General features: G+C 71.3%; 18 protein-coding genes. 14 read left to right on the forward strand and 4 right to left on the reverse strand.

Annotation, left to right across the window (positions count from 1 at the left end; genetic code table 11):
* Positions 1–10: 10 nt before the first annotated feature.
* Together ACWDRB_RS61470 and ACWDRB_RS61475 are read left to right on the forward strand one after the other, a co-directional pair.
* The gene (locus ACWDRB_RS61470; RefSeq protein WP_449911075.1) at positions 11–850 is read left to right on the forward strand and encodes an alpha/beta fold hydrolase; all 840 of its coding nucleotides are present in this window, start codon (positions 11–13) and stop codon (positions 848–850) included.
* A 19-nt stretch (positions 851–869) separates the two neighbouring features.
* Positions 870–1,862, forward strand: a complete 993-nt coding sequence (locus ACWDRB_RS61475) for an Lrp/AsnC family transcriptional regulator (RefSeq protein ID WP_355197038.1) — start codon at positions 870–872, stop codon at positions 1,860–1,862.
* Between the two features lie 93 nt (positions 1,863–1,955).
* Here ACWDRB_RS61475 and ACWDRB_RS61480 read toward each other — a convergent pair whose 3' ends face one another.
* Positions 1,956–2,939: a hydroxyacid dehydrogenase gene (locus tag ACWDRB_RS61480; RefSeq protein WP_449911077.1), complete on the reverse strand. Its 984-nt coding sequence runs from the start codon at positions 2,937–2,939 to the stop codon at positions 1,956–1,958.
* A gap of 37 nt (positions 2,940–2,976) precedes the next feature.
* Positions 2,977–4,014 carry a LacI family DNA-binding transcriptional regulator gene (locus ACWDRB_RS61485; RefSeq protein ID WP_449911079.1) on the reverse strand — a complete coding sequence of 346 codons (1,038 nt, stop codon included), beginning with the start codon at positions 4,012–4,014 and terminating at the stop codon, positions 2,977–2,979.
* 197 nt (positions 4,015–4,211) lie between these two features.
* Between ACWDRB_RS61485 and ACWDRB_RS61490 the strand changes: the two genes are divergently transcribed.
* From ACWDRB_RS61490 to ACWDRB_RS61515, 6 genes are all read left to right on the forward strand, one after another.
* Positions 4,212–5,186, forward strand: coding sequence for an ABC transporter permease (locus ACWDRB_RS61490; RefSeq protein ID WP_350741167.1), 975 nt, complete (start codon positions 4,212–4,214; stop codon positions 5,184–5,186).
* Positions 5,183–6,067 (forward strand): carbohydrate ABC transporter permease, encoded by an 885-nt coding sequence (locus ACWDRB_RS61495; RefSeq protein WP_449911081.1) that lies wholly within the window; start codon positions 5,183–5,185, stop codon positions 6,065–6,067. Before ACWDRB_RS61490 ends, ACWDRB_RS61495 begins: the two co-directional genes overlap by 4 nt.
* Before the next feature lie 82 nt (positions 6,068–6,149).
* On the forward strand, positions 6,150–7,790 hold the full coding sequence (locus ACWDRB_RS61500; RefSeq protein ID WP_449911083.1) for an extracellular solute-binding protein: 1,641 nt from the start codon (positions 6,150–6,152) through the stop codon (positions 7,788–7,790).
* A gap of 59 nt (positions 7,791–7,849) precedes the next feature.
* Positions 7,850–11,284, forward strand: a complete 3,435-nt coding sequence (locus ACWDRB_RS61505; RefSeq protein ID WP_449911085.1) for a CBM96 family carbohydrate-binding protein — start codon at positions 7,850–7,852, stop codon at positions 11,282–11,284.
* A gap of 56 nt (positions 11,285–11,340) precedes the next feature.
* Positions 11,341–12,735, forward strand: coding sequence for a GH1 family beta-glucosidase (locus ACWDRB_RS61510; RefSeq protein ID WP_449911087.1), 1,395 nt, complete (start codon positions 11,341–11,343; stop codon positions 12,733–12,735).
* Between the two features lie 27 nt (positions 12,736–12,762).
* Positions 12,763–13,110, forward strand: a complete 348-nt coding sequence (locus ACWDRB_RS61515) for a ribosomal maturation YjgA family protein (protein WP_449911089.1) — start codon at positions 12,763–12,765, stop codon at positions 13,108–13,110.
* 6 nt (positions 13,111–13,116) lie between these two features.
* Here ACWDRB_RS61515 and ACWDRB_RS61520 read toward each other — a convergent pair whose 3' ends face one another.
* Positions 13,117–13,899 (reverse strand): alpha/beta fold hydrolase, encoded by a 783-nt coding sequence (locus tag ACWDRB_RS61520; RefSeq protein WP_449911091.1) that lies wholly within the window; start codon positions 13,897–13,899, stop codon positions 13,117–13,119.
* 12 nt (positions 13,900–13,911) lie between these two features.
* Positions 13,912–14,475: a permease gene (locus ACWDRB_RS61525; protein WP_449911093.1), complete on the reverse strand. Its 564-nt coding sequence runs from the start codon at positions 14,473–14,475 to the stop codon at positions 13,912–13,914.
* A 194-nt stretch (positions 14,476–14,669) separates the two neighbouring features.
* Between ACWDRB_RS61525 and ACWDRB_RS61530 the strand changes: the two genes are divergently transcribed.
* The 6 genes from ACWDRB_RS61530 (at position 14,670) to ACWDRB_RS61555 (ending at position 22,185) form a co-directional block, all read left to right on the forward strand.
* Positions 14,670–17,375, forward strand: a complete 2,706-nt coding sequence (locus tag ACWDRB_RS61530; protein WP_449911095.1) for a helix-turn-helix transcriptional regulator — start codon at positions 14,670–14,672, stop codon at positions 17,373–17,375.
* A 68-nt stretch (positions 17,376–17,443) separates the two neighbouring features.
* Positions 17,444–18,028: an RNA polymerase sigma factor gene (locus ACWDRB_RS61535; RefSeq protein ID WP_363968096.1), complete on the forward strand. Its 585-nt coding sequence runs from the start codon at positions 17,444–17,446 to the stop codon at positions 18,026–18,028.
* Positions 18,028–19,083 (forward strand): CU044_5270 family protein, encoded by a 1,056-nt coding sequence (locus tag ACWDRB_RS61540; protein ID WP_449911097.1) that lies wholly within the window; start codon positions 18,028–18,030, stop codon positions 19,081–19,083. Before ACWDRB_RS61535 ends, ACWDRB_RS61540 begins: the two co-directional genes overlap by 1 nt.
* A 76-nt stretch (positions 19,084–19,159) precedes the next feature.
* The gene (locus ACWDRB_RS61545; RefSeq protein WP_449911099.1) at positions 19,160–20,038 is read left to right on the forward strand and encodes a hypothetical protein; all 879 of its coding nucleotides are present in this window, start codon (positions 19,160–19,162) and stop codon (positions 20,036–20,038) included.
* A gap of 224 nt (positions 20,039–20,262) precedes the next feature.
* Positions 20,263–20,790 (forward strand): S8 family serine peptidase, encoded by a 528-nt coding sequence (locus ACWDRB_RS61550; protein WP_449911101.1) that lies wholly within the window; start codon positions 20,263–20,265, stop codon positions 20,788–20,790.
* A 204-nt stretch (positions 20,791–20,994) separates the two neighbouring features.
* Entirely contained in the window at positions 20,995–22,185 is a 1,191-nt protein-coding gene (locus ACWDRB_RS61555; RefSeq protein ID WP_449911102.1) for a cytochrome P450, read from the forward strand.
* Positions 22,186–22,384 lie beyond the last annotated feature (199 nt).

Genomic DNA, 22,384 nt, shown 5'->3' on the forward strand with positions numbered 1-22,384 from the left:
AGGCAGACACGTGTTCGTCGACATCAACGGCAACTCCCTGAACGTCGAGGTCCTCGGCGACGGTGAGGAGACGATCATCGCCCACCACGGCGCCCCGGGGCTCGGCTCGCTCGCCGAGCCGAGGGCCAGCTTCGGCCGGCTCGCCGACGCCTACCGGGTGGTCGTCTTCGACGCCAGAGGATCGGGCAGGAGCGGACAGAACGGGCCGTTCACGCACGAGCAGTGGGTCGCCGACGTCGAGGGCCTGCGCGAATGGCTCGGCGCCGAGCGCATCGTGATCGCCGGCGGCTCGTACGGCGGCTTCATCGCCATGGAGTACGCCGCCCGCCACCCCGACCGCGTCAGCGCCGTCGTGCTGCGCGACACCTCGGCCGACAACGCCAACCAGGAGCTCGCCACCCGCAACGCCGCCGCCTCGTCCCGGGTGCGGATCGACCAGGCCAAGCTGGATCGGATCATGTCCGGCACCGTCCGCGACGACGCGGACCTGAAGGACTGCTGGCGGGAGATCCTGCCGCTCTATGACCACGACTACGACCCGGCCAAGGTCGAGCAGCGCGTGGCCGCGACTCCGTACCACTACCTCACCCACAACCACGCCTTCGCCGTCAACCAGCCGAACTACGACATCAAGCACCTGCTGCCCGGCATCACGGCCCCGGTCCTGGTGACCGTCGGCAGGCACGACTGGATCACGCCGGTCGAGTGCAGCGAGACCATCGCCCGCCTCATCCCTCAGGCTGAGCTGCGGGTATTCGAGAAGTCCGGCCACTCGCCGCAGGTCGAGGAGGCCGAGCTGTGGGAGGCGACCGTCCGCGACTTCCTCGACAAGGTGCGCGGGCGGCGCTGAACACGCGATGATGCCCCCGATGGAAGATCTCGACGACCTCGACCGGAAGATCCTCGCCGCGCTCCACGTGAACGGCAGGGCGAGCTGGACCGACATCGCCCAGTTGCTGGGCATCTCCACCAGCACGGTGGCGCGCCGGGCCCAGCACCTGTTCGCCGCGGGCCTGGCCCGCGTGGCGGTGCTGCCGCACCTGGAGCACGACGGGCCCGTGCACGTGTTCATCGTCCGGCTGTCGTGCGCGCCCGGCAGCCAGCTCAGGGTCGCCGGGCTGCTGGCCAAGAACCCCGACATCCGGTACGTCTCCATCGTCACCGGCGGCTACGACATCGTCTTCGAGCTCGTCGCGCCCAAGGACCGCGACCTGTACTCGATGCTGGTCGACGTCGTGCACGCCATCCCCGGCACCCAGCAGAGCGTCGCCGACCTCGTGCTGCACACCTACAAGCGCAGCTACGACTGGAGCGTCCCCGTGGTCGGGGAGCAGGCGGCGCCGTTCGCGCTGGAGCCGCCCCTGCACACGTGCGAGCGCGGGCACCTCGACGACGTCGACCGCGCCGTGCTGGCGGCGATGCGCGAGGACGGGCGGGCCAGCTTCCAGTCGGTCGGCAACCGGCTGGGCATCAGCGAGAGCACGGCCAGGCGGCGCTTCGAGGCCATGGTCGAGCGCGGCTGCGCCATCACGGCCACGTTCATCCCGGCCGCCGCGCTCGGTTACGAGGCGGAGCTGCTCTTCTGGCTGTCGGTCGAGCCCAGCATGCAGGACGCCGTCGCCGAGCGGCTCGCGAACGAGCGCGGCGTGCGGATGATCGCCTCCCTGCTGGGCCAGACGTCGCTGATCTGCGAGGTGATCGTGCCGACCACGGCCGACATCCACCACTTCACCTCGCGCACGCTGGCCTCCGTGCCCGGCATCCAGTCGTGGACGGCGGGCGTGCAGGTGCTGACGGTCAAACGCGGCTTCCTCATGGTGCCCTGGGCGGAGGACCGGATCGCCGCGGCGCTGGCCGGCTGACCGGGCCGCGGGAAGAGAGCCCGGTTCCGGTACGGACACCGGCCGGCCGGCGCGGAAGGGCGTTGTCACGCGAGAATGTCCGTACCGGGGTTTCTAGGCGATGCGGGCGAGGTCGCGCATGTGGATCGGGTATGCCGGAGGCAGCCCCTTCGCGTACCGCTCGAGTTCGTCGAGGGCAGCCTCGGCGAGGCGATGGACCTCCGTGCCCATGGCTCCGGCGATGTGCGGCGTGAGCTGCACGTTGGGCAGCCCGAACAGCGGTGAGTCGACCGGCAGCGGTTCGGGGTCGGTGACGTCGAGGATCGCGCTGAGCCGCCCGCTCACGCATTCGGCGGTGAGCGCGTCGGTGTCGATCAGGCTGCCTCGGGCGGTGTTGATGACCGTGGCGTGGTCGGGAAGCAGAGCGAGGCGGTCGGCGTCCAGCAGGTTGCGGGTCTCGGGCAGTGACGGCGCGTGCAGGGTCACGATGTCGCTGCGGCGCAGCAGGTCGGGCAGTGGCACGAGGGTCGTGCCGAGGTCCTCGGCGTCCGCCTCGGTGGCGTAGGGGTCGCTCACGAGCACGGTGCGGTCGAAGGCCTGCAGCAGGCGTGCCACCCGCCGGCCGGTGTGCGACAGGCCGACGATGCCGACGACGCCGCCGTAGTTCGACCCGGCGCTCACCCGTTCCCGCCACGCGGAGTCGGCGCCCCGCCGCCGGTACGCCTCGGCGAAGGCGCTCACGCGTTTGCCGCTGTGCAGGATCGCGGCGAGGGTGTACTCCGCGACGGGCACCGCGTTGGCGTTGGCCGCGGAGGTGACGAGGATTCCGCGTTCCCAGCAGGAGGCGTCGGTCAGATGCGTCTTCACGGTGCCGGCCGCGTGCAGCACGGCGCGCAGCCGGGGAGCGGCATCGAGGACCTCGCCGGTCAGGAGCGGACAGCCCCAACCTGTGATCATGACTTCGATGTCGCGGAGCCGGGCGCGGCTTGACGGTGAGCCGAGCTCGGTCAGCGCTTCGGGGCGGTCGAGCCGGGCGAGGCTGTGTAGTCGCTCGAATCGTGCGTCGTCGAAAAGCTGGCGGATGGTGGGTTCGGACATGACCAGTGCTGTCACGGGCCGGCGGGTCATCATGCTCCTATTCGGTGGTGGCTGCGATCGCGACGCTGTCCCGTACGACGACGTGAGTGCCGAGCACGACCCGCGGGTCGACGGTGTCCGGCGCCATCGCCATCGTGGCGGCGAGCCGGCCCAGCTCCCGGGCGGGAATGTGCACGGTGGTCAGTCCGAGATCGGCGGCGAAGGTGGCGTCGTCGAACCCCACGACCGAGATGTCCTCGGGCGTGCGCAGCCCTGCCTCCCGCAGGGCTTGCAGGACACCGCTCGCGACGTGGTCGGTGTGGGCGAACACGGCGGTGAAGTCCGGCGGCCCCGCCCGCAGAATGTCGCGCATGCGGGCGTAGCCGGTCTCGCGGCTCCACGCGGGGCCCGCCTCCAGCCGGGGGTCGAGGTCGCCGCCGAGGTCGGCCAGGGCACGGCGGTATCCGTCCCGCCGCCGCACCGTGGTGCTGTGGTCCTGCTGGCCGCTCAGGAGCAGGATGCGGCGGTGGCCGCGCGACAGCAGGTGACTGGTCGCGGCGTACGCACCGCCCTCGTTGTCGTACTCGACCACGCCGGCGGGTACGTCCGGGCCGAGCGGGGGGCGGGCGCACAGCACCAGACGTGAGCCGGTCTGCGCGAGCGAGCCGGCGAAGGCGCTGGTCTCGCGCACGTATTCCGGGCTTTCTGTGACGGCGCCGATGAGGACGATGGCCTGCGCGTGCTGGGCGCTCATCTGCCGCAGCACCTGCAGCTCGCGATCGGGGTCGCCGCCGGTGGTGCCGATCAGGCAGAACCGCCCGGCGTCGGCGAGGGTGTTGGCGATGCTCTGGACCAGGCTCATGAGAAAGCCGTCGTCGAGCATCCGGACCACGATGGCGATCGTGCCGGTCTCCTGGTGGATCAGTGCGCGGGCGTGCGGATTGGCGACGTAGGCGAGGTCGCGGACCGCGCGCATGACCTTGTCGCGCGTTTCCGGCGCCGGCGGATAACTGCCGTTGAGGATGCGTGACACGGTGGACACCGAGACGCCCGCCCGGGCCGCCACGTCGCGGATGCTCGCCCGCCTGTTCTCCATGCCGTTCTCTACCTCCGTGCGCGGTTCCACGCGTTGTTAAAAGGGTTTACTCCAGAGCCTAGCCCGTGCCCTCGCGGCCGGTCCAGAGGAGAGACCCTATCTGCCTGTTTGCGAAGTGTGGGTCTTGACGTACGAGTGAAACCCTTTTAACGTGCCGAGGACCAAGCGCCATTACGTAGCTGTTTCCAGGAGGCAACGTGGCCGTCACCCTCGCTGACCGGCGGACGGACGATCCGCCCACCAGCGCGGCCGAGTCCGCGCGCCGGCGCGGCGGCCGGCGGCAGCGGCTGCGCCGCAGTCGCTTATTGCTGCTCATGATGGCACCGGGAGTGCTGTACTTCCTGGTGTTCCACTACGTCGCCCTGCTGGGCAACGTCATCGTCTTCCAGGACTACCTGCCGTTCGCGGGCATCGCCAACAGCCCCTGGGTAGGCCTGGACAACTTCCGGGCACTGTTCGCCGACCCCGACTTCTGGCAGGCGGCGGTCAACACCATCAGCCTCGCCACGCTGCAGCTGATCTTCTATTTCCCGGTGCCGGTGGCCCTGGCGCTGCTGCTGCACAGCCTGACCCGAGGGTGGGTGCGCAAGGCGGTCCAGAGCATCGTCTACCTGCCCCATTTCATCTCATGGGTGATCGTCGTCGCGCTGTTCCAGCAACTGCTCGGTGCGGCGGGCGTGCTCAACGGGCTGTTCGCCGACAACGGCTACCACCTGGTCAACGTCTTCAGCGAGCCGTCGTTGTTCAAGCCGCTGATGATCGCCGAACTGATCTGGAAGGACTGCGGCTGGGGCACGATCATCGTGCTGGCCGCCCTGCACAACGTGGACGATCAACTTTACGAGGCATCCGCGATCGACGGCGCGGGGTGGGGCCGGCGGCTGTGGCACGTGACCCTGCCGTCCCTGCGACCCGTCCTCGTCCTGCTGCTGATCCTGCGGCTGGGCGACATCCTGAGCGTCGGCTTCGACCAGGTCCTGCTGCAGCGCGACGGGTTCTCGCCCGGGGTCGCGGAGGTCCTGGACACCTACACCTACTACCACGGGGTGGTCAACGGCAGCTGGGGACCGGCCGCCCTGGCCGGCATCTTCAAGGGCCTCGTCGGCCTGGTCCTGATCGTCGTGGCCAACAAGGTCGCGCACCGGCTTGGCGAGGAAGGAGTCTACCGATGACACGTCCGGTCTGGATGGAGCCGCCCCGGCCGAGCACCAAGGCGGCGAAGGCCGTCGCGGTGATGATCACGGTGGCGCTGGTGATCATCCCGTTCTGGGTGGTCGTCGCCACCAGCCTGTCGCCTGACCTGCAGGTGATCCGCAACGGCGGCTGGTCGATCTGGCCCGAGCAGGTGACGCTGGACGCGTACCGGCGGCTGTTCGGTTCCGGGGTGATCTCGCACGCGGTGCTCGTCTCCGCCGTGGTCACGATCGTGGGCACCGCGGTGAGCCTCACCGCCACCGTGCTGATGGCGTACGCGCTGGCCCGGCCGAACGTCTTCGGCGGCAAGCCGATCATGCTGGGCGTCCTGCTCACCTTCCTGTTCCCGCCGGCGATCATCCCCAGCTTCCTGGTCGTCAGCAACCTGGACCTGCGCAACCACTACGCGGCGCTGATCGCCCCGGTGCTCATCAGCTCCTTCAACCTGGTCATCATGCGGGGCTACTTCCAGGGCCTGCCGGCCCAGCTGTCGGAGAGCGCCCGCATCGACGGCGCCGGCGACGGCCGCGTGCTGTGGCACGTCGTACTTCCGCTGTCCAAGGCGATCATCGCGGTGGTCGGCTTCTACTACGCGGTCGGCTACTGGAACAGCTTCTTCAACGCCATGCTCTACCTCGACGACCAGTCCACCTGGCCGCTGCAGCCCATGCTGCGGCAGATCGTCATGCTCGGGGCCAACCCCGACACGTCGATCGCGGCCGGAGCCGGGGCCAGTGTCGCCCCACAGACCACGACCATGGCCACCGTCGTGGTCGCGGTGCTGCCGATTCTCGCGGTCTATCCGCTCGTGCAGCGCTTCTTCACCAAAGGCGTGCTCACCGGCGCGATCAAGGGCTGACCTCGCCTGACGGCCCACCCCCTGCACACCTTCCGCGCCCAGCGCGGACCGCACAACCCACCCGGAAGGGAAAGCGCTTGCCATGGACATCACCCGGAGATCGCTGCTCAGACTGACCGGCGGCGTCGCGCTCGCCTCCGCCGTACCCGGCCTCGCCGCCTGCGGCGACGGCTCGGCCACATCGGTGGGCAACGCGGGCAAGGGTCTCGCCCCGCTCCCCACCTACACCCCGATCAACCTGGTGAAGCCGGACCTGCCTGGCACCGCCCAAGGTGTCCAGGACGCCTTCCTGACCTATCCGCAGAAACTGGCCCAGACCGTCGACGGCAAGCCGGGCGACGGCTCGGTCGTCACCTGCATGGTCATCACCTACGGCACCGCGCCGTCCCCGGCCGCGAGCAACAAGCTGTGGACCGCGATCAACGAGGCACTCGGGGTGGACCTGCGCCTCACCCTCGTCCCGGCGGCCGATCTCAACGCCAAGTACGCCACCATGATGGCCGGCGGCGACCTGCCCGACATCATCGCCACCATCGACCTGGCGATGTCCAACGCGCTGCAGTTCACCCAGGCCAAGTGTGCCGATCTGACCGAGTACATCTCCGGTGACGCGATCAAGGACTACCCGAACCTGGCCAACCTGCCGACGATCTCATGGCAGAACGTCGGCCGAATCGGCGGCCGCCTGTACGGCGTCCCGGTGCCCCGGCCCCAGCTCGCCGGCGTGATGTTCAGCAACAGGGAGAAGCTCGAGGCCGCCGGCATCAAGATGGGGCTCGGCGTCTCCACGGCCCAGTTCGCCGAGGGCTTGGCCAAGCTCGCCACCGCCAAGCAGTTCCCGCTGGGCGGCAACAACTTCAGCGAGAACATCCACCTCGGCGCGGCCGGTGTCCCCAGCAACTGGGTGCTCGCCGACGGCGCGTTCACCAGCCGTTACGAGAACCCGGTCTACCCGGAGGTGCTGCAGCGGCTGCGCGACTGGTACGCCAAGGGCTACTTCTACCCGGACCTGCTGAGCACCCAGGCGACCCAGGCGAACACGTTCTTCATGAACGGCACGACGCTGACCCTGGGCGGCGGCATCGGCGGCTACCCGGGAATGGTCTCCGGGGTCGGCGACGCCTTCACGGTCGACTTCGTCCGCCCGTACGGCGACAACCCGACTCCGTGGCTGGGCAACGGGGTGTTCTCCAACAGCGGCCGCGGCGGCTTCACCGCCCTGAAGAAGGCGTCGCCGGAGCGCATCAAGATGCTGCTGCGAGTGCTGAACTTCCTGGCCGCGCCGTTCGGCAGCAAGGAGTACGAGCTGATCAACTACGGTGTCGCCGGGGTGCACTTCACCACCGGTGCCGACGGCGACCCGTTGCCCACCGCGCTGGCCACCACCGGCGGCGAGAACAAGACGAACCTGCCCCTGCAGTACATCGCGGCCGCTCCGTATGTGCTCTACCTGCCCGGCAACGCCGACGCCACCCGCCGCAGCTACCAGGCCCAGCAGGAGATCGTCCCCATCGGCGTCGGCGACCCGTCCTACGGCCTGGTCTCGCCGACCCAGGCCGCGCAGGGCACGAAGCTCAACCAGCAGATCACCGACGTGACCAACGCGATCATCACGGGCAAGCGCCCGGTGTCGGACTGGAGCGGGGCCGTCTCGCAGTGGAAGTCCCAGGGTGGCGACGCGATCGCCAAGGAACTCGCCGAGCAGCACGCGGCCAACCACTGACCCACCGCAGACGCATGGGGACAACTCCATCGAAGAGAAAAGGCTGTGCCATGCCGTCCTTGAGCACAACCGCCGCCCGGCTCCGCGCGGGCGCCGCCGCCCTCGTCCTGACCCTCGCCACGTTGACGACCCTGGCGGCGGTGGACACGCCCGCGCACGCCGATCCCGTCCAGCCGCCGGCCAGCGTCGTCGCGCTGCTGACGCCGGAGCACCCGCGGCTCCTGGCGACCGCGCAGACGTTCTCCGCCGCCGCCCGGCGCATCGGCACCGACTCCCGGCTCAAGGCCTGGTATGCCCAGGTCAAGGCCGGCGCGGACGGCGTCCTCGCCACCTCGCCGCCGACCGCCCTGTCGGCCTCCGCCATCGACGAGGCGAAACGCCGCGTCTACGCCCTCGCCCTCGTCTACCGGATCACCGGCGAGACCCGGTACGCCGAACGCGCGGCGCGCGAACTCGTCGCCCTCTCCTCCGCCCCGGCCTGGGACAAGGACCAGTTCCTGGAGGTCGGAGAGCTGTCCAACAGCGTCGCGATCGGCTACGACTGGCTCTACGACTATCTGTCGGCGAGTGACAAGGCCACGATCCGCTCCGCCATCGTCACCAAGGCCCTGCGGCCGGCCCTCGTCCGCTACGGGTACGCCACCAGCTTCTACACCCAGAACCACAACTGGAACCTCGTCTGCAACGCGGTCGCGCTCGGGGCGCTGGCCATCGGCGACGACCCGGGCCTGACCGCCGACGAGCGCGGCGTCGTCGACCAGGTGCTCAAGGCGAGCATCACGTCGATCCAGAACGGGATCAGCGGCTACGGCCCGGACGGCGCCAGCGGCGAGAGCCCGCAGTACTGGCAGTACGCCACCGAGTACCTCGTCCTCTACCTCGCCGCCATGAAGACCGCGACCGGCACCGACTTCGGCCTGTCCGACCTGCCCGGCCTCGCCGGCACCGGCGACTACGGCATCCACGTGACCGGCGCGACCGGCCTGACCTTCAACTACGGCGACGGCGGAACCGACCTGCTCGGCGCGGTCACCCCGACCTGGCAGGCGCCGTTCATGATGTGGCTCGCCACCCGCTACGGCAAGCCGTACTACATGGCCTGGCAGGCGCGGCTCGCCGACCGCTCGGCCAGCCCGATGGACATCCTCTGGTACGACCCGGCCGACGGCGGCGGCGCCGGCCATCCGGCGGCTACCGACGCCTTCTTCGACGGCGTCGAGATCGCCACCGCCCGCAGCGCCTGGGACGACCCCTACGCCGTCTCCGTCGCCGCCAAGGGCATGCGCGCCGGGTACGACCAGATCGCCGCCCACGAGAACCTCGACGCCGGAGACTTCGTCCTCGACGCCGCGGGCGTGCGCTGGTTCGACGACCTCGGCCTCGACAGCTACAGCCTGCCGGGGTACTTCGACTGGACCAAGGACACCGGCGGCCGATGGGACTACTACGCGACCCGTCCCGAGGGCCAGAACACGATGCGGCTCGGCACCGGGCCCACCCCCTCCACCGCGCTGACCGCCGGCGCTCCGATCACCACCGTCAGCTCGACGCCCCAGAAGTGGTACGAGATCACCGACCTCACCGGCGTCTACGGCGGCCGGGTGCAACGCGCCCAGCGCGGCCTGCAACTGTTCGACGACCGGCGGCAGGTGCTGCTCCAGGACGAGGTGAAGACGAGCGAACCGATCGGCTACTGGTCGTTCCTGCACACCCGCGCCGACGTCGTGGTGGCCGCCGACGGACGGTCGGCCACCCTCTACCGCGGCGGACAGCGGCTCTGGGTCCAACTGCTCACCACCGATGGGCGGCTGCTCATCGGGGACTCCCGGCCCTTGCCGGACAGCCCCGACCCCACCGGCCAGAGCCGCCAGCCCGGCTCACGAACCCTCGCGATCCAGCTGACCGCGGCCGGGACCACCACGGTGGCGATGCGGATGGTTCCCCTCGCCGCGGGGCAGAAGCCGCCCACCGACACCCTGGCGGTAACCCCGCTGGCCTCCTGGACGCCGGGCGCGACCGGCCCGACGGCCCTGACCGACATCATGATCGGCGCCGACCACCTGGCCGGATTCGATCCGCGGCGTTACCGCTACGACATCACCCTGCCCGCGAACACCGCCACCGCGCCCAAGGTCGTCCCCCTGACACCGAGCGGCACCTACGCGACCGTCACCCGGGCGACCGCGATCCCGGGCACGGCCACCGTGACGACCTTCCGGCTCGACGCCAACCGCAAGAAGGTCTACGGCCCTGCCTACCAGGTGCACTTCCGGCAGGCGGGAAAGACCGCCACCGCACTGCCCGTCGCGTCGGTCACCGCCAGCGCGGACGAGGGCAGCCCCGCGGCCGACGCCGTCGACGGCAACATGGGCAGCCGCTGGGCCGCGGCGGGCGACGGGCAGACACTCACGCTCGACCTCGGCGCCAAGCGCACCGTCGGCGCCGTCGCCGTCGCGTTCTTCAACGGGCACGCGCGAACGTCCACCTTCGACGTCCTCACCTCCACCGACGGCACCACCTGGAACGCGGCGCTCACGCGAGCCGTCTCCGCCGGCACGTCCGACGACGCCGAAGTCTTCTCCTTCACGGCGCGGCCGGCCCGCCACGTCCGGCTGGTCGGCCACGGAAACTCCGTCAGCAGCTACAACAGCGTCACGGAGATCCGGGTCTACGCCGGAAAGTCCGACGCCGAGGCGGACGCGGCACCCCGGCCGGTCGTTCTCGGGACCGTGACCGCGTCCCCGGCCGGCCCGCCGGCCCTGTCGATCGGCGACACCCTGCGGCTGAGCCTGACCGGCAAGCAGACCGACGGCAGTCCGGCCGATCTGTCCACGGCGACCATCACCTGGACCAGCAGCCATCCGGCCGTGGCCACGGTGGACGGCTCCGGCCTGGTCACCGCCGCCGGCGGTGGCAGCGCGAAAGTCGGCGCGCTGGTCATTCGCCCACCCATGATGAAGGTCGTCCGGGTGCCGGTGTCGGTGGTCGACCCGTCGCACATCGAACCCGTGGCCGACGGGTTCGTCCGCGACGGCACCTACGCCGCCACCACCTTCGGCACGGGCTCCGTCCTCGAAGTACGCAACAATCCCAGCCTCGGCAGCGGGTTCGACCGGGTCGCGTACCTGACTTTCCCGCTGACCGCGGCGCACGGCACGGTCGTCTCGGCCACCCTGCACGTCTACGGCTCGACCAGCGACGCCGCGGGCGCGACCGACGCCGTCCACGCGGTCACCGACGCGACCTGGAGCGAAGCCACGCTGACCTGGAACACCCGGCCGTCGCTGGGCGCCGGTCTCGGCACGTTCACGCTCGACACCACCGCGTCCTGGCACACCGTGGACGTGACCGCGTTCGTCCAGGCCCAGCTCGCCGCCGGGCAGGACGCCAGCCTCGCGATCACGTCCACCGCCACGGCGTACGGGCCGTTCACCTCCTTCTCCAGCAAGGAAGCGGCCGACAACCACCCCTACCTGGAACTGACGCTGTCCTGACCCGCGCGACGGCGCCGGTCACCCGGCCGGCGCCGTCCTCACCCGAGAGGCCCTCCGTGTCCGCACTTCCCTTCCCCCAAGGCTTCCTCTGGGGTGCCGCGACGGCGGCGTACCAGGTCGAAGGCGCCGTCGCCGAGGACGGCCGCACCGCCTCGATCTGGGACACCTTCAGCCACACCCCGGGACGCGTGCTCGACGGGGACACCGGCGACGTCGCTTGCGACCACTACCACCGGTACGCCGGCGACGTCGCCCTCATGGCCCGGCTGGGCCTGAACGCGTACCGGTTCTCCGTCTCCTGGCCCCGGGTCCAGCCCGGCGGCCGGGGTCGGGCCAACCAGCGCGGGCTCGACTTCTACCGGCGGCTCACCGACGAGCTGCTGGACCGGGGGATCGAGCCGTGGGTCACGCTCTACCACTGGGACCTGCCGCAGGAACTCGAGGACGCCGGAGGGTGGCCCGCCCGGGACACCGCCGCTCGCTTCGCCGAATACGCCGCACTCGTCCACGGAGCGCTGGGCGACCGCGTCCGCCACTGGATCACGCTCAACGAACCGTGGTGCGCCGCCTTCCTCGGCTATGCTGACGGCCGGCACGCGCCCGGCTGCAGCGACGGCGCCGCCGCGCTGGCCGCATCTCATCACCTGCTGCTCGGTCACGGTCTGGCCGCCCGGGCGATCCGGACCGCCGACCCGGCCGCGGTCATCGGCACCACGCTCAACGTGCAGTCGCTCATCGCGTACTCGGACAACCCGGCCGACCGTGAGGCGCTGCGCCGCGTCGACGGCATCGGCAACCGGATCTTCCTCGATCCGCTGCTGCGTGCCGAATACCCGGCCGACGTCTCCGACGACGTCGCCCACCTGACCGACTTGTCCTTCATCCACCCGGGCGACCTGGCGACCATCGCCGCGCCGATCGACTTCCTCGGCCTCAACTACTACAACCCCCTCGTGGTCGCGGCGTCCGCCGACGGTCAGCCCAGCGCCGGCGCGGCCTGGCCGGGTTGTGAGGACGTCAGCTTCATCCGCCGCGGCTTCCCGGTCACCCACATGGACTGGGAGGTCGACCCGGCCGGACTCACCGCGCTGCTGCGCCGCGTCACCGAGGACTACGGACCGATTCCGCTCTACGTCACCGAGAACGGCGCCGCCTACCCCGACACGGTCGACGCCGATGGCGGAGTGCGCGACCAGGACCGTATCGACTACTACGCGCAGCACCTGCACGCCTGCCTGGAAGCGATCCGCGCCGGCGTGCCGCTCCAGGGCTACTTCGCGTGGTCCCTCATGGACAACTTCGAATGGGGGTGGGGATACTCCCGTCGCTTCGGCCTCGTCCACGTCGACTACACCACCCAGCACCGCACGATCAAGAACAGCGGCCACTGGTACGCCGATGTGATCCGCCGCAACGCACTGCCGCAAGCGACCGCACCCATGTCGCAGTGAGTCACCATACGTCGATAACGTGATCCGATGCCCCGCCTAGTCGCTCTCTGCGCAGCCGTCCTGACCGTCGCGGCCGGATTGGGGGTGCGCGCGTTCTTCGACGGCCCGGTGTCGAAGTACGCGGGCGACGCCCTCTACACCGTGTTGATCTACACGCTCGTGGTGCTGGTCCTCCCCCAGGTGCGCCCCTGGGTGGCGGCGGTGCCGGCGGTGGGGGCGAGCTGGGCGATCGAGTTCGCCCAGCTCGGGGAGATCCCGGCCGTGCTGCGGCCGCTGCTGGGCAGCACGTTCAACCCGCCCGACCTCTTCTGGTACGCGGTGGGCGCGGCGTCGGCCTGGGCCGCGCACACGCTCTGGCTGCGGAGGGCGGGATGAGCACCGTCAGAACGCGTTCTTCAGGAAGGGCAGCAGCGCCTCGGCCGTACGCTCGGGATACTCCGACATCGGGTAGTGGCCCGCGCCGTCGATCACGACGGCCTGCCCGCGCAGCAGCGACGCCTGGGTCCGCGCCTCGGCCGCCGGGTCGGGGAAGTCGGGGTCCTTGGCGCCCATGAGGACCAGGGCCGGGCAGCGTACCTGGGCGATGACCCGCTCGGCGTCCGGTTCGCGGTCGAGGAGCATGGCGCGCATCGCCTCGCGCCGTTTCGGGTCGCGCAGCATGGCCACCAGTTCGGCGCGGTGTCCGGCCAGGTCGGCGGGCCTGGCCGTACGGTGCGCCATGGCGTAGTAGAGGCTCCACAGCCGCGGGGAGGCGGCGATCAGCCGGACCAGCGCGCGGACGGCGACGTTGAGGGGGACGGCTCTGATGAAGCCGTCGATCGCAACGATCCCGGCCACCCGCTCGGGCGCCTCCGCGGCGGCGCGGACGACGCCGCCCGCCGCGTAGGAGTTGCCGAGCAGGACGGCGCCGGGCGCGTCCAGCTCCTCCAGCAGGGCCACGATGTCGCCGCCCACCGCGGACTGGGAGTAGTCGTCCCAGCCCGCCGAGGACTCCCCGTGGCCGCGCAGGTCCGCCGTCACCACCCGGTACCCCGCCTCCACCAGCGGCGGGCGCAGGAACCGGTAGGCCTCGCGGGTGTCCCCCAGACCGGGTACGCACACGACGAGCGGCCCTTCGCCGGCACTGTCGTAGGCCAGGCGACCGCCCGGAACGTCAACGAACATGTCGCCACCTTCCTAACTGACGATGTCCACGATCAGCCCCAGCGCGAGCAGCAGGGCCATCGCACCGCCGGAGACCATCGCCCGCCAGGTGACCGTGGCACGCTCCCGTACCGAGCGGAAGTACAGAACCGCGCCGACCACCACGAGAACCCCCTCGACGACGGCCGTGAGCCAGGGGATCTGCCACAGTCCGAAGCCGAGCAACGGCAGGTCACCGGCGTTGCCGGGCAGCAACGGCAGGTCGGCCCGGTGGACGAGCAGGTCGAGCGGCCAGTGGCTGAACGTCACCGCGCCCAGCACCCACCCGGCCGTGCGGCCCCACCGCCAGGCTCCGAAGCCGCCGTACAGCGCCGACAGCAGCAACGCGCCGAGCAGTGAGTGCGAGTACTGCGCGTCGATCAGCGCCTCGCCGTAGGTGCCCGGGGCGACGGCCTGGAAGGACTCGATCCCGCCCGCCAGGAACAGGATCACGAAGATGACCTCGAGGAAGTGCGTGGCGAGCATGAGCGACCACAGCGGGACGCGGGGCTGGGTGGCCTTGACGGCGGCGGCCAGACCGAAGTGTCCGACGAACATTCAGCGTCCCTCCTTGGAGACCGGCTCGGGGGTTCGGGTGGCCCAGCGGTCGAGCCACCCGCACAGCACGACGAACAGCAGCAAGAAAAGTAAGAAATCCATGTCTCTCCTTACGTGGCGTGTACGACGTTAGGGAGGGAGAGCGTCTGCCCGGTATCGGACGATTGTCTGGTGTCGGGGGGCGCTACATTCTGATGGTGCTGTGGGGACGGGAGAGGGAGCAGGCGCGGATCGACGCTCTGATCGCGCAGGCCAGGGGCGGCCGGAGCGGGAGCCTGATCCTGCGGGGCGAGCCCGGGATCGGCAAGTCCGCGCTCCTCGACCACGCCGCCCGGTCGGCGGAGGGCATGCGTCCGCTGCGCGGCACCGGCATCGAGACCGAGGCCGAGCTGCCCTTCGCGGCGCTCCACCTGCTGCTCCACCCGGCGCTCGACCGGATCGGCAGGCTTCCGGCGCCGCAGGCCAGGGCGCTCGAAGGCGCGTTCGGCCTCGCCACCGCGCCGGAGGACCGCTTCCTCATCGGCCTGGCCGCCCTGTCGCTGCTCACCGAACTGGCCGAGGACGGCCCGCTGCTCTGCCTGGTCGACGACGCCCAGTGGATGGACCGGTCGTCGGCCGAGGCGCTGCTGTTCGCGGCCCGGCGGCTGCACTCGGAGGGCATCGCCCTGCTGTTCGCGGCCAGGGACGCCTTCCACGCGCCCGGAGTGCCCGAATTGCGGCTCGAAGGCCTCGACCGGCAGGCCGCCGACGATCTGCTGCGCGAGCACACGCCCGGCCTGGGCCCCAACGTACGGGAGAGGATCCTCGCCGAGAGCGGCGGCAACCCGCTCGCCCTGATCGAGTTGCCCCGGATGCCCGATTCGCCGCACCACGCGCCGGAGCCGCTGCCGCTGCCGCGCCGGATCCAGGAGGCGTACGAGGCGCGGATCGCCGTCCTGCCGCCGGACAGCCAGACGATGCTGATGGTCGCCGCCCTTGACGACGCCGGGGATCTCGACGTGGTCGTGCGCGCGGCCGGGAGGCTGGGGGTCGACGCCGCCGCCCTGGGGCCGGCCGAGCGCGCCGGTTTCCTGTCCATCTCCGGCGGGCGGCTGTCCTTCGGCCACCCGCTGATGCGTACGGCGGCGGCTCGGCGGGCGGCCTACGACGAGCGCCTGGCCGTGCACCGCGCCCTCGCCGGCGTGCTCGACGACGAGCAGGACGCCGACCGCCGCGCCTGGCACCTGGCCGCCGCCGTGACCGGCCGCGACGAGCCGATCGCCGCCGCGCTCGAACAGGCGGCCGGCCGCGCCCGCGAACGCGCGGGCCACGCCGCGGCCGCCGCGGCCCTGGAGCGGGCGGCCCGGCTCACCCCCGGCCTGGCCGAACGTGCCCGGCGGCTGGCCCTGTCGGCCGAGGCCGCCGCGGACGCCGGCGCCCTGGAGCACGCGCAGGTCCTGGCCGATCAGGCCCGGCGGCTGGGCGACGACCCGCTGACCCTCGCCCGGCTGGCGGGGCTGCGCGGCCGGATCGCGTTCGACCGGGGCGCGGTGCAGGAAGCCCACCGGATCCTCGTCGACGGCGCCGCCGCCATCGCCGGCCTCGACCGCAGGGGCTCGGCGCTCCTCCTGCTCGACGCGGTGCGCAACGCGTGGTACCTGAGCGATCCGGCGGCCGTCGCCGAGTCCTCGGCGGGGCTGGCCGGCCTGCCGCTGACGCCGGAGGACGGGCTCGACGGGTTCGTCCGGGCGGCCCACGCGATGGCCGATTTCCTGGCCGGCGACCTGGACCGGGCGCTGCCGCCGTTCCGCGAGCTCATCGACCTGGCCGCGGCGATCCCCTCCGGCATGACGACCCTGCGGATCAGCATCTGCTCGCTGGCCGGGATCTCGGGCGACTTCGACAACGGGCTCGCCATCGCCCACGCGGCGATCGAGGAGTGCCGGGCCGACGGCATGATCGGGCTGCTGCCGCTCGCCCAGGCGGTGCTGGCGATCCACCAGATGTACCTCGGGCGCTTCCGCGACGCCGTCACGACCGCGACCGAGGGGCGCCGGCTCGCCACCGACATCGGCCAGACGCACCGCATCGCGCACTTCGAGAGCGTCATGGCCATGGTGGCCGCCGTCCAGGGCCGGGAGCAGGACTGCCGCGAGCTCGCCGAGCGCACGATCGCGCACGTCAGCGCCCATCCGGTGGCGACGATCGTGGGCTGGGCCGAGTGGGCGCTCGGCCTGCTGGACCTCGGTCAGGGCCGCTTCGAGGCCGCGCTGGAGCGCTTCGACGCCGCCGCCCGGGGGCCGCTCCGGCACCAGATCATGCCCGTCTACTTCGCTCCCGACCAGATCGAGGCCGCCGTACGGCTGGGCCTGCCCGCCCGCGCCGCGCAACCGCTGGCCCGCTTCGAGTCCTGGGCCGCCGCCGCCCGCCATCCGTGGGCGGAGGCCGTGCTGCACCGCTGCCGGGCCCTGCTCGCCACCGACGACGCGGAGGCGGAGCGGCATTGGGAGCAGGCCGTACGATCGCACGCCGACGCGAACCGCCCGTACGAACGGGCCCGCACCGACCTGCTCTACGGCGAGTGGCTGCGCCGCGCCCGCCGCAAGACCGAGTCCAGGACCCGCCTGCGCTCGGCGCTGGAGACCTTCGAACGCGTCGGCGCCACGCCGTGGGCCGAACGGGCGCGCGCCGAGCTGCGCGCGGCGGGCGAGACCGTCGCCCAGGGCGCTCCCGACCTGGCCGCCTCGCTCTCACCCCAGGAACTCCAGGTGGTACGCCTGGCCGCCACGGGTGTCACCAACCGGGAGATCGCCGCCCAGCTGTTCCTCAGCCCCAAGACCGTCAGCCACCACCTCTACCGCGCCTTCCCCAAGCTCGGCGTCACCACCCGCACCGAACTCGCCCGCCTCGACCTGGGCTGAAACACGGCCGTGAAGAAAAACGGCTGAGCGGCGAACTCCGGGGTGACAGTTCCCTCCGAAAGGACGCCATGGCTGCACCACCTGACGCCAGTGACGTGATGGAAGACGTCACCGTGGTCGAGCGGTCGATGGACAACCCTGACCTTTTCGCCCTCCTGTACGACCGCTATTTCCATGAGCTCTACCGATATCTGGCCGCCCGGCTCGGCAGCGAACACGTCGAGGACATGGTCGCGGACGCCTTCCTGATCGCGTTCAACGGCAGAGGCGGTTTCGACTCCGACCGAGGCACCGTGCGGTCGTGGTTATACGGCATCGCGACGAATGTCGTGGCCCGGCACCGCCGCAGAGAAGGCCGCCGCCTGAACGCCCTCAGCAAGGTTCCGGCCGAGGACTCCGCCGACGGGCACGAGGACCGGGTGACCTCACAGCTCGCGGCGGAGGCCAGCAGGCCGGAGCTCGTGCGCGGGCTGAAAGGGCTCGCGAAGGGCGATCGCGACGCGGTGTTCCTGCTCGTGTTCGGCGGGCTCGGCTACGAGGAGATCGCCACGGCGCTGGACATACCGGTCGGGACCGTCGGGTCCCGGATCAACAGGGCGAGGAAGAAGCTGCGTACCGCCCTGGGCGACGTCAACCCGATGAAGGAGTGGTGATGGACGAGCTCAAGCTGATCGAGGCCGTGTTCACGGAGCCGGACCCCACGCCGCGGGCCGCCGCGGCGGGGCGGGACCGCTTCCTCCGGCAGGCCCGGCAGGCGCAGGCGTCCCAGCTCGGCCGTTTGCGCCGCAGGTGGGCCACCGCGCTGCCGGCCCGGCGCGTGATCCTGGTCGGCGCGATGGCGGTGACGCTCACCGCCGGCATCCTCGTCACCGAGGTGGGCCTGGGAGGCTCCGCCCCGCACACCCCCGGAAACCTGCTCGCCGCGCCTCCGGCCGACGCCAAGGCGCTGCTCACCCTGGCCGCGCGGGCCGCCGCCGACCAGGGTGACACGGTGCCGTCCCGAGGTCAGTACGTCCACACCAAGACGCTCGCCCGGCAAAGCCTGTACACCAAGGACAAGGCGGGCACGACGCAGTACACCAAGGTGATGGTCAACGAGGAGCGCTGGGAGGCCGCCGACGTGGGCAAGCCCTGGCTGAGCCGCCGGCAGGCCCTGTCGGCCACGGGACCGGCTCCCCGGAAGTTCTGGGACCGCGGCGTCGAGGACATCCTCTCCGAGTCGTCGGGCTGCCCCGGCCAACCGGCCTACGCCCGGCTGGGCGCCTGGCCGACGGACCCCGCCCAGGTGCGCGCGAAGATCGTGGCCGACACGGGCGAGGAGCCGCTGCGCATCTGGACCTCCCTCCAGAGCCTGATCCGCGAGTCCGTGGTGCGGCCCAGCCTGGGCGCCGCGCTCTACCAGGTGGCCGCCGGGCTGGACGGCATCGTGCTCATCGGCGACGCCGTGGACGTCTCCGGCCGCCCCGGGCTGTCCGTCGCCATGGACGAGGGCAACGGCACCCGGTCCGAGCTGATCTTCGACCGGCAGACCTATCGCTACCTGGGCGAGCGCACGGTGGTCACCGAGGCCAAGAAGGTGAAGCTGCCCGAGGGCGAGTACTTCGAGAAGAAGGGCTCGGTGAACGGCGTCGCCGTGCTCGCCGTCGATCTCGTCCCCGGCCTGCCCGAGGTGTCGCCGAAGGCGTCCCGCATGAAGATCCCCTGCTGAGACCTTCCCCCTGATCCGGCCTTTTCGGCCGGGAGTTCAGTTTCGCATGCCCACATTTCGACGAAGGAGTACACCCATGTTCATCGCCAAGGCCGTCGCGGCCACCCTGCTCGCCGGTTCGTTCGGCGCTCTCGCCACACCGCCCGGGGACGACGCCGCGTACGACAAGCAGCGGCAGATGGAGGACAAGCGCGTCGCCTGCATGACCGGGCAGGACCTCGCCTACGTGGCCGCGCTCGCGCCCGAGCGCCAGTGGCAGCCCGGGGAGCGGGAACGGCTCGCGGGCGACCTCAAGGCGCTGCGGACGTACCGGGCCAGGTACGGCTTCGGCGTCTGGTCCCCGAACGTCTATCCGAAGGACGAGGTGGTCAACCCCACCTCGCCGGACAACCCGAACAACAAGACCCTCATGTCCCTCTCGGACGCCGAGCTGAAGAAGTGGCGCGCCGCCGACGACGTCTGCTTCTCCCAGACGGTCAAGGAGGTGCTGGGCAAGACCGTCACCTCCCAGGAGGACTACTACGACCAGCTCGAAGCGGCGGTGCAAAAGTCGCTGAGCATCCTCGACCAGGACAAGGAGCTCGTGCGGCTGGGCAAGCAGTTCGCCACGTGCCTGGGGGTCGGCGAGACCAGGCCGACCGCGCTGGACGGCCTGAGCCACACGAAGATCGTGCGGCAGGCCTCGGAGGTCGCCAGGAAGGCCTGGAAGGGCGAACTGCCCAAGGCCCCGAAGGGCAAGACCGTCATCTTCCGGCCGAACCTGAAGCCGGCGGAGGCCAAGCCGTACCTGGACAAGGAGATCAAGGCGGCGCTGAAGGACCTGGAGTGCGGGAAGGCCTTCTACCCCGCCTACTCGCCCAAGGCCGTGGAGATCACGTCGCGGGTCTACCGGGAGTTCGGCAGGGAGAGTGCGGCCCAGGCGATCGCGTCCCGGATCTACCGCAAGATCATCTGACCGGACGGTGACGGCGGGCCGCTCGTAGCACCCCGAGCGGCCCGCCCCCACGCTGCAGAAAGGCGTGCGTATGATCAAGGTTCTGCTCTCGCCGCCGCTCTTAGGCGTGCCCCCGATCCCCAGAGCGCCTCCCCCGGCCGCGGGAACGGTGACGCTGCTGACCGGGGACCAGGGTCGTGGTGAGCGCCTCAGGCCATCGCGTCGAGCCCGCACAGGGCAGGCGTGTGCGCTTCACGATCCGCGAACGTGCCGGCCACCTGATCGTCATCCCCTCCGACGCCGCCCCGCTCATCGCGCGCGGCGTCCTCGACGAGCGGCTCTTCGGCGTGACCGGGCTGCTCTCCTCCCGGTACGGCGACGCCGACCGCCCCGACATCCCGATCATTCGTGATCGCCGCGGGCAACGACCGCGCGCCCGGCACCGTGAACTCGCCGGGCAGCGCGGACGCGGCGCTCACCGTGGGGGGCGGTGGGGCGTGACGACCGACTTCTCCAGCCGGGGCCCGCGCTCGTTCGACCATGCGGTCAAACCGGACATCTCCGCACCCGGAACCGACATCGTGGCCGCCCAGCTCGGCGGGGGCTACGTCGCGCACAAGGGGACCTCGATGGCGGCGCCGCACGTCGCGGGGCGCCCGGAGGCCCGAGCCCGCGACGCCGCGATCCCGGCGCGGGGTCGCGGGCTCCGGGCGGCCCTCGCCTTTGAAATGCCATTTCACGCTCTCGGATATGTAGCGCGAGCTTCCTTTTGACATCGAAGTAGCCCAGTTCATGCACGGCGCATACGGTCAGCAATGCCATTACGACGCAACGCATTCATTGCCGAGATTCCACCAATTCTGTAAATTCAATGGCGATACTCCTCGGCGTTAACTTATTAACCGGCACTATTCCTGATTTGGTGTCGACCACGTACCGGCGGGCGTGCGCGTACACCCGAAATGGGGCAGGTGGGAATGACGACGGTCGGAGGACCGGATCGGGCCGCTCCCGGCGCGACGCGGCCGTGGCCGGGCGGGGCGGCGCGGTGGTACCGGCGGGACCCGCTGGGGTTCGTCGAGCACGCGGCCCGCGAGCGGGGCCCGGTGTTCCGGCTGCCCGACGACGGTTCGCTGTGCGTGGCCGACCCGGCGGAGGCCCTGCGGGTGCTGCAGGACGAGGAAGGCCACTACGACGAGGTGTCCGACTTCTTCCACGTCCGCGGCGGCCGGCTGGAGCCGCGGGAGACGCAGGTCGCGATCGGGCGGGCGGCCCGCGCGACGTTACGCGCCCATCTGGCCGCGCATCGCGAGCGGCTGCCCGCCGTGGTGGCCGAACTCGGGGAGGTCAGCGAGTGGCCCTCGGCCGGGCGCGCCGCCGCGTACCGGTTCCTGGCCGAGGCGCTGCTGCGGCCGGACAGTCCGCCGCCCTTGCGGGAGCTGATGGCGCAGGTGGTGCGGAACGATGTCCTGATCCGCCCCAGCGGCCGGCTGGCGAGCGCGATGCGGCGGGCGCTGTGGGTGCGCGTGGTGCGGGCACTCGCCGTCGAGGTGCTCGCGCGGCGGGCCGGTCCGCGGCGCGACCTGCCCGGCGACCTGCTGGACGCCACGCTCGAGGCCGCCCCGCCCGATACGCCTGCCGCCCAGCTCGCCCAGGTGTACCTGCTGCTGTTCCGAACCTCGGTGGCGCCCGTGAGCCACGTGGTCGCCTGGGCGTTGCTGGCGGCCGCGACCGACGGCGTCGACCTGGCGACCGTGCCCGCGGACTCGGCCGTACGGGAGTCGCTGCGGCTGTGGCCGGTGGCCTGGCTGATGGGCCGCCCCGTACTCCGCGCCCACCAGGTCGGCGGCGTACGGCTGGAACCGGGGGAAAGCGTGTCGGTCTGCGCCTACCTCCTGCACCGCGACGAACGGCACTGGCCGCAGGCCACCCGCTTCCGGCCCGGCAGATGGGACGGCCCCGGTCCCCGTGGGCCCTACCTGCCCTTCGGCGGGGGCCCGTTCACCTGCGCCGGCGCCGTCGTCGCCCGCAACCTGGCCTCCGACCTGCTCGCCGCCGTGACCGACGGCGCCCGCCTCGAGGTACGCGGCGGTCACGGGCAGCCCCACGTCGCGGGCATCATCACCCCTCCCCCGTTCCAGCTGCGCCGGATCCCGCATCAGACCTGACCACCCTCGGTCGTCAGGAAAGGAGGTGAGCTCCGTGAGGAAGTTGCTGCGCCGGGTCACCGGCCGCCGGGTCAACCGGCAGGCATGGTTCATCTGGTAGTCCATCTCCATCGGCCGTGGCGGGGCCCCCCGCCCCCCCCCCCCCCCCCCCCCGCGGGGCCCCCCCCACCACGAGGCCGCCAAGAGGCACCGGGGCGAG

The sequence above is a fragment of the Nonomuraea sp. NPDC003707 genome (genome assembly GCF_053587055.1).